6 protein-coding genes and 1 pseudogene are annotated in these 8124 nt (G+C 73.7%); 2 read left to right on the forward strand and 5 right to left on the reverse strand.

All coding sequences use genetic code 11. The features are described 5' to 3' along the window. Positions 1-36: 36 nt before the first annotated feature. On the reverse strand, positions 37-1191 hold the full coding sequence (locus tag M0P34_RS01760) for a (Fe-S)-binding protein (protein WP_291495714.1): 1155 nt from the start codon (positions 1189-1191) through the stop codon (positions 37-39). A 486-nt stretch (positions 1192-1677) separates the two neighbouring features. On the opposite strand from M0P34_RS01760, the gene M0P34_RS01765 reads away from it, so the two are divergent. Both M0P34_RS01765 and M0P34_RS01770 read left to right on the forward strand, forming a co-directional pair. Continuing rightward, positions 1678-2610, forward strand: a complete 933-nt coding sequence (locus tag M0P34_RS01765) for a DMT family transporter (RefSeq protein ID WP_291495716.1) — start codon at positions 1678-1680, stop codon at positions 2608-2610. A 72-nt stretch (positions 2611-2682) separates the two neighbouring features. Continuing rightward, entirely contained in the window at positions 2683-5016 is a 2334-nt protein-coding gene (locus M0P34_RS01770; protein WP_291495718.1) for a PAS domain-containing sensor histidine kinase, read from the forward strand. Positions 5017-5061: 45 nt separating this feature from the next. Here M0P34_RS01770 and M0P34_RS01775 read toward each other — a convergent pair whose 3' ends face one another. From M0P34_RS01775 to M0P34_RS01790, 4 genes and pseudogenes are all read right to left on the reverse strand, one after another. Continuing rightward, positions 5062-6150, reverse strand: a complete 1089-nt coding sequence (locus tag M0P34_RS01775; RefSeq protein WP_366061793.1) for an HD domain-containing phosphohydrolase — start codon at positions 6148-6150, stop codon at positions 5062-5064. Between the two features lie 152 nt (positions 6151-6302). Continuing rightward, complete coding sequence (locus M0P34_RS01780; RefSeq protein WP_291495720.1) at positions 6303-6848, reverse strand: GNAT family N-acetyltransferase; 546 nt, start codon at positions 6846-6848, stop codon at positions 6303-6305. 4 nt (positions 6849-6852) lie between these two features. Further along, positions 6853-7872 (reverse strand): ATP-grasp domain-containing protein, encoded by a 1020-nt coding sequence (locus M0P34_RS01785; protein WP_291495722.1) that lies wholly within the window; start codon positions 7870-7872, stop codon positions 6853-6855. Further along, positions 7869-8124 (reverse strand): annotated as a pseudogene (locus M0P34_RS01790) (D-alanine--D-alanine ligase); the annotation flags it as partial. The gene M0P34_RS01785 and the pseudogene M0P34_RS01790, both read right to left, overlap by 4 nt.

Raw genomic sequence — 8124 nt, forward strand, 5'->3', positions numbered from 1 at the left:
GGGGCGCGCCGTTTGGGCAACGTGGTATGCGACTTTTCAAGAGATGTCGATGCAATCCAGCCAATGGGCCACGACCACGCCCCCGGGCGCGGTGGCCGCAAGCTGCGTCAGGCAGCCGCTGCATCCCGAAAGCATCAGGTCGCCGGGCAGGGCGGCGCGGCGTTGCCACAGCCGTGCGGCCACTGCCCGCGACAGGTCCGGCGACCCGAGCTGCATGATCCCGCCGAGGCCGCAGCAGTCGCGGCCGTCGCCGGTGTCCGCCGCCAGGCCCGCCAGGCTGGCGAGCCAGGCGCGGTCGGGATCGTCGGCCCCGGCGTGGCAGGGCGCGTGGTACAGCACGCGCCCCTGCGGGGGGCTCACGGCGAACCGTACGCTACGCAGCAGGCGCGACAGGGGCGTGACGGCGCGGGTCCAGGCGGCGGCCTCGGCGGGGTCGAATCCGGCGGCGGGGTCCGTGGCGTAGGCGGCCAGCCCCCGGGCGCACGAGGCGCAGAAGGTCGCCACCCGGGGTCGGCCCGCCGCGCGCCAGGCGGCCACGTTGCGGGCCACGGCTTCGCTGTGGGCCGCGGCCAGCCCGGCGTGGCCCAGGGTCGCCCCGCAGCAGCCCCAGCCGGGCTCGGGGCCGGGGTCGCAGCCCAGGCCGCGCAGCAGGGCCTCGGCCGTGCGCGCCCAGGCCGGGCGCAGGGTGCGCCCCAGGCACCCGCTGAAAAGTACGGTCTTCCCCGCGTCAGGGCAAGGGGTGAATGCCTCGGGGCGCAGCAGGGGCCGGGGCGCGGCGGGCACCAGGGCCTCCAGCCTGCGCGCCGTGGAGCCCGGGGCGCCGCGCGTGCCCAGCAGCCCGCCCAGGCGCGCCGCTCCCGGCCACAGGGCCCGGGCCCCGCCGATCCAGGCCTTCCAGGCCCAGGCGGTGAACCCGGGGTGCCGCCCCCGGGCCCGGGCCACGGCGGCGGGTACGTCCAGCCGCTGGGGGCAGGCCCGCGAGCAGCGCCCGCACGACAGGCACAGCCCGGCCAGGCGCTCCACGCCCCGGGCGTCCAGGGCGCCTTGGGCCGCGCCCAGGCGTTGCAGGAGGAACAGCTTGGCCCGGGGGGACAATTCCTCGCGCCCGGTGGCGGCGAGCAGCGGGCAGACTTCGAGGCAGCGGCCGCACAGGATGCACTGCGGCTCCTGCGGCCGTGCGGGGGAATCCATGACTTGGGGGTTCTCCGTGGTGTTTGCTGGGCCAGGCGCGGCCCCTGGCACGCGCTCGGCTCACGATAAGTACGCCCACGCGTGTCGTCAATGCGCCCGGGGGCTCCGGCGCCTTTTCGCCCGGCCCCTGGCGCGCGCGTTGTCCCGAAGCTCGAAGACAAGGCGGGCCTCGCCCGGCCCCGTCCCCGGCGCGCGCGGCGCTCCCGGCATAGCCGCCGCCCTGGGCTTCTGTCGTCCCCCGGCTCCTGGTGCGCGTTGCTCCCGGGGGCTCCCTTGGCTTCCGGCTGCCGCCGAGCGCCCCCCCGGCGCGGGGCGGCCCGCCCCCGCTGCGCCGGGGCTCTCGTTCCTGCACGGCCGGGCGGCCTGCCCGCCCGCGCCCCCCGGACGGCCCCAAGGGCCCGCCATCCCCTCCGTTTTCCTTTACACCCGCCCCGGCCGGGGCTATGGCTGCCTTGCTCCCGTCCACATCCTTCGCCGAGGCCCGCCATGCCCCCCGCCGTTCCCGCCGTTCCCCCGCTGCTGCCCGTGGCGGCCCTGATCGTGGCCTCGCTGCTGTGGGCCGGGGCCTTCGTGGCCATGAAATACGCGGTGGCCATTTTCGATCCCATGGTCGTCGTCTTCGGGCGCATGGCCCTGGCCGCCCTGGTGCTGCTGCCCATCGCCGCGCGCATGCACCCGCACCAGGACCGCCGCCCCGGCGACCTGCGCCTGCTCCTGTTCATGAGCCTTGGCGAGCCGTGCCTGTATTTCGTGTTCGAGGCCAACGCCCTGCGGCTGACCACGGCCTCCCAGGCCGGGATGATCGCGGCCACGCTGCCGCTGATGATCGCCGCCGCGGCGGTGGTTTTCCTGGGCGAGCGAGTGTCGCGGCGGACCGTGGCCGGTTTCGTCCTGGCCCTGGCCGGGGTGGCCTGGCTCTCGGCCTCGGGGCAGCCCAGCGAGGCCGCGCCCAACCCCGTGCTGGGCAACGCGCTGGAGGTCCTGGCCATGGCCGCGGCCACCTGCTACATCGTCACGGCCAAGCACCTTTCCGCGCGCTACAGCCCGCTTTACATCACGGCCTTCATGGCCGGGGTGGGCACGCTGTTCTTCCTGCCGACCCTGGCCCTGCCCGGCACGGAGCTGCCCCGCAGCTTTCCGCCGCTGGCCGTGGCCAGCGTGGTCTTCCTCGGCCTGGGGGTCACCCTGGGCGCCTATCTGTGCTACAACTACGGGGTCAAATACCTGCCCGCCAGCCAGGCCGGGGCGTTCATGAACCTCATTCCGGTGGTGGTGGTCTTCCTGGGCTGGTGGCTGCTGGACGAGGTGTTCACCCCCCAGCAGTTCGCGGCCTCGGCCCTGGTGCTGTGCGGGGTGCTGCTCTGTCGCGAGGCCCCGGCCGCGCCCGCCGCGATCCCGCCCGGAGGCCCAAAACCGTAAAACCGCTTTTCCTGTAGAAGTGGTTCTGCTATGGGAAGATAAACACCGGGATGGACGGGCCATGGCAGACCCATGAAAGACGGATGCGACGCCGGGGAACGGGGCTGGAACGCGCGCGGCGTGCTTGAAGCCGCGCAGGGCGGTTTTTGGTCATACGACATCGACGGGGGCGGGTTCCTGTGCGGGCCCGGCTTCCCGGAGCTGGCGGGCTGCGGCGCGCGACCGGGCGAGTGCGCCGGGCCGTTTTGCCGCAACCTGCTGCACCCCGGCGACCTGCCCGGGCTGGACGCGGCCCTGGCCGCCTGCGCGGCGGGCGCAAGCGACCTGCTGGAGATCGAGCTGCACCCCTGCAAGCCCGACGGCAACTGGTGCCGCCTGCTGGTGCGCGGCCGCGTGGCCGGGGGCGGCCCCGGGCGGCGCCTGACCGGGCTGGCCGTGAGCCTGCCCCCCGGCCCCGAGTGCCCCCAGGGCCGGGACCTCTTCGCCAGCGTGTTCGAGCACGCCCAGATCCCCATGCTGCTGCTCGACCCGGACACCGGGCGCATCGAGGAGGCCAACGCCCGGGCCTGCCTGTTCTACGGCTATTCCCGCGAGGCCCTGGGGGCCATGACCATCATGGAGATCAACGCCCTGCCCCCCGGGGTCGTGCTGCGCGAGATGGAGGCCGCCCGCCGGGCCCAGCGCACGTTCTTCCGCTTCCGCCACCGGCTGGCCTCGGGCGAGCTGCGCGAGGTGGAGGTCCACTCCGGGCCGGTGCGCACCGGGGGCCGCAACCTGCTCTATTCCATAATCCACGACATCACCGACCGCCTGCGCGCCGAGGAGGCCCTGCGCCGCAGCGAGGCGCTCATGTCCGGCATATTCCGCGCCGCGCCCGTGGGCATGGGCACCGTGCGCCATCGCGTGGTCGGCACGGTCAACGACGTGCTCTGCCGCATGGTCGGCTACGAGGCCCGCGAGCTGCGGGGGCAGAGCGCCAGCATCCTGTATCCCAGCATCGAGGAGTTCGTGCGCGTGGGCCGGGAGCGCTCGCCGCAGGTGGAGCGCTTTGGCAGCGGCACGGTGGAGACCGTGTTCCGCCGCAAGGACGGCACCTCCCTCAGCGTGCTGCTGGGGTCGGCCTGGCTGGACCCCGAGCACCCCGAGGAAGGCATGATCTTCACCGTGCAGGACATCACCGAGCGCAAGCGCGCCGAGCGGGAGCTGTCGCGCGTGCGCCGGGCCATGCACCAGCTGGCCGACGCCATGCCCTCGGCGCTTTTCGTGGTCGATTCCCAGGACCGGATCACCCTGTGCAACGGCGCCGGGCAGGCCCTGTGCGCCGAGGCCGGGCTCCCGGTGGAGGGCCTGCCCCTCGCCCGGGCCCTGCCCGGATTCCCGGGGCTGGACGACATGCTGCGCGCCCTGCGCGAGGATGGCGCCCCCCTGTCGCGCAAGGCCATGCCGCACGAGACGGGCGGCACCCTGCGCTACTGGGACCTGCTCCTGTATCCCCTGGAATCCCTGGGCCAGGGCGAGGACGGGCTGGCGGTGGTGCGCCTGGACGAGGTCACCGCGCGGGTGCTCATGGAGGAGACCCTGATCCAGAGCGAAAAGATGATGAGCGTGGGCGGGCTGGCGGCGGGCATGGCCCACGAGATCAACAATCCCCTGGCGGGCATCCTCCAGGGCGCCCAGAACATCCGCCGCCGGCTGGACCCGGGCCTGCCCGCCAACCGCGAGGCCGCACGGGCCCTGGGCTGCCCCCTGGAAGCCGTGGCCGCCTACATGGAGCAGCGCGAGATCCTGCACTTTCTGGACGGGATATCGGAGTCGGGCAGCCGCGCAGCGGCCATCGTGGCCAACATGCTCAACTTCGCCCGCGGCGGCCAGGCGGCCCACGCCCCGCTGGACCTCAACCACTGCCTGCGCGAGGCCCTGCAACTGGTCAACGGCGGCTACGACCTGGCCCGGGGCTACGACTTCCGGCACATCGCCGTGGACCTGCAACTGGACCCGCGCCTGCCCGCGGTGCCCGGCTCGGCCCAGGAGCTGCAACAGGTCTTCCTCAACCTGCTGACCAACGCGGCCCACGCCCTGACCAGCCCCCCCGGGGCCGCCGCCCACCCGCGCATCACCCTGCGCACCTACGCCACCGCCGACGCGGTGGTGGCCGAGGTCCGGGACAACGGCCCCGGCATCCCCGAGGATCGGCGCGCGCGCATCTTCGATCCCTTCTTCACCACCAAGGCCCCGGGGCAGGGCACCGGCCTGGGCCTTTCGGTGTCCTATTTCATCGTGGTCCGCAACCATGCGGGCACCATCGCCGTGGACTCGCAGCCCGGGGCCGGGACCTGTTTCACCGTCCGCCTGCCGCGCAACGCGCCGCGCCGCCGGGAGGCGCCCCCGGAGCCGGAGGACGACTGATTTTGGGGCGGCACGAAGGCGCGCGGCCGGGGGCGCGGGGCGGCGCTAGTCCTGCCAGTTGCGGCGGATGGCCATGACGGTGTCGATGTTGGCGAAAAAGGCCTCGATGACCCGGGGGTCGAAGTGCGTGCCGGAGCCTTCGCGCAGGATATTCCTGCACGTCTGCTCGTCGAAGGCCTTCTTGTAGGTGCGCTCGCTGCCCAGGGCGTCGTACACGTCGACCACGGCGAGGATGCGCGCCTCGATGGGGATCGCCTCGCCGGACAGGCCGCAGGGGTAGCCCGAGCCGTCCCAGCGCTCATGGTGGTAGAGGGCGATGGTCCGGGCCAGCGCCAGCAGGGCGTTGGGCTCGTCGCCCGTGGGGCTCTGGGCGACCCCGCACAGGGCATCCTCGCTCTGGGCGTCGCTGGGGGTGAGTATCTCGTAGCCGATGCGGGTGTGGGTCTTCATGATCTCCCACTCCTCGGGGGTCAGCTTGCCGGGCTTGAGCAGGATGGAATCGGGGATGCCGATCTTGCCCACGTCGTGCATGGGCGCGGCGTGGCGCAGCAGGTCGCAGCGCCGCGCGGACAGGCCCATGGCCCCGGCCAGCACGGCGGCCGTGTTGCCCACGCGGATGACGTGGTTGCCGGTTTCGTTGTCGCGGTATTCCGCCGCCTTGCCCAGGGTGTGCACGATCTCCAGGCGCGTGCGCTCCAGCTCCGCCGTGCGGCGGCGGACCATCTCCTCCAGGTGTTCGCGGTGCTCGCGGTTCTCGCGCAGCAGCCGGGCGCGCTCCAGGTTCTTGTCCAGGGTGTGTTCCAGGACGGCGAAGTCCGTCACCGGCTTGGAGATGAAGTCCCAGGCACCGGCGCGCACGGCGCGCATGGCGTCCTCCACCAGCCCCACGCCCGACAGGACGACGATGGGCAGCTCCGGGGCGATGTCCCGGGCGCGGGCGATGAACTCGTAGCCGTCCATGACGGGCATGTTCAGGTCCACAAAGACGAAATCGGGGGGCGCGGCGGTCAGCAGGTCCAGGCCTTCCCTGCCGTTGGCCGCCAGGTGCGGCTGGTGGTCCAGGTCCTCGATGAAGTCCGCGAGGCTGCGGCGCAGGAACTCCTCGTCGTCGATGATCAGGACGTTCAGGTGCATGGCGTGCGGCGGTCCTTGTTCCCGGGCGCCCCGGGCCGCTGGGCGCGGGGCGCAGGTTCCCGCGGCGCGGCGCGCCGCGGGGCCGGGGGCCTCGCCTCCCGGTCCGTCGACGATACATCATATCCGGGACGGGAGGCAACCGCGAGGGTGAATCAGGGAAAGCCCGGGGGCTCCAGGCGTTTGGCGTAGATGATCTTGTGCTCCCCGGGGGCGTAGAAGCTCTTCATCATGGCGATGAGGGAAAAGCCCTTGTGCTCGTAGAAGGCGCGGGTGGGGCGGTATTGCCCGCGCGAGGACGTTTCGGCCACCAGGGTCGTGGGCCGCGCGCCGCGCACGCGCCGCTCCACCAGCTCCAGCAGGGCGCCGCCCACCCCCGCCCCGCGCCGCGACTGGTGTACGGCGATCCAGTAGAGGTCGACCCAGTCCGGGGCGTAGGTGGCCGGGCCGTAGCAGGCGAACCCGGCCAGGGGCGCGGCCTGGGCGCCGCTTCCGGCCCCGGCCCCGTCTTCGGCGAACACGAAGAAGTAGCCGCTGGGCTCGCCGTCGCGCAGGCGTTCCTCCACCAGGCTCCCGGCCATTTCCACTTCGGCGGGGGAGAAGAAACCCGACGAGGCCGCCACGTCCATGACGGCCTGCCGGTCCTCGGGGCGCACGCTTTCGCGCAGGGTCAGCGGCCTGGCGGCCGCGCGGACGCCCACGGGCTCAGGCCGCCTTGCGGGTCGGGGGGAATCCGGGCCGCGACAGCCCGGCGCGCAGGATGCGCATGACGGCTTCCTCGAATCCCAGGCCCGCCTGGCGCAGGGCGGCGCGAAAACCGCCGTCGGGCGACAGGCAGGGGTTGGCGTTGACATCGATGACCAGGGGCGTGCCGTCGGCGTCCACGCGCACGTCCACCCGCGCGTAGCCGCACAGGCCGAAGGCCCGCCAGCAGTCCAGGGCCGTGCGCGTCAGGGCCTCGGCCAGGGCCGCGTCGTTCGGGCCCAGCTCGAAGCTGCGCCGGGTGGAGCGGTAGGCCGGGCTGTCCTCTTCCCATTTGGCGGCGTAGCCCAGGACGCGCGACCCCTCGGCCCACCGGCCGTCGAAGACCATCTCGGCCAGGGGCAGCACCTCGGGCCCCCCGGGGCCGTCCAGCAGGGCGACGTTGAATTCGCGACCCTCCACATACCGCTCGGCGAAGCACTCGCCGCCCATGCGCGGGGCGCGCTGGCGCAGCAGGGCGCACAGCTCGCCCGCGCAGTCCACCAGGGGCGCGGCGTCGTCGCCAAGGCCGATGGAGGCGTGCTCCCAGACGGACTTGACGATGTAGCGGCCCCGGGCCGAGGCGCCGGGGCCTTCCAGCTCGGCCAGGGCCCGCCAGTCGGGGGTGGGGATGCCCGCCGCGCGCAGCACGGCCTTGGCGAAGAGCTTGTTGGACGACAGGGCCATGGCCGAGGAGCCCGCCCCGGTGAAGGGCAGGCCCATGTCCTCCAGCAGCGCCGGGGCGTAGTGGATGCAGCGCCCGCCGCCCTCGCCGCCCTCCACGAGGTTGAAGACCACGTCGGGCGCGGCCCCGCGCAGGGCCGAAGCCGTGTCGGGCAGGTCCAGGGTGAAGGGCACCGAGGCCGTATCCAGCCCCAGGGTGCGCAGGGCCTTGCGCACGGCGGCGGCCTGGACCAGGGTGTCGCGGTCGTCGGCCCCGGCGCCGGGGCCGGGCCGGTTTTGCAGCAGGACGGCCCGCTTCATGGCCGCGCTCCTTCCCGGGGCAGCCGCTGGAGGGCCGATTCGACGATGGCCGCCACCAGCGCCCCGTAGTCGTTGCCGGCCAGGGCCCACATGATGGGCAGGTCGGAGTGCTCGGGGTTGAGCCCCGGCAGGGGGTTGACCTCGATGAACGCGGGGCGCCCGGCGCCGTCCAGGCGCACGTCCACCCGGCCGCCGTCGCGGCAGCCCAGGGCCCGCCAGGAGGCCAGGGCCAGGTCCGCCGCGGCGCGGGCC

Origin of the sequence: Desulfocurvus sp. (assembly GCF_023230885.1) — a bacterium.
In the GTDB taxonomy this organism is placed as follows: domain Bacteria; phylum Desulfobacterota; class Desulfovibrionia; order Desulfovibrionales; family Desulfovibrionaceae; genus Desulfocurvus.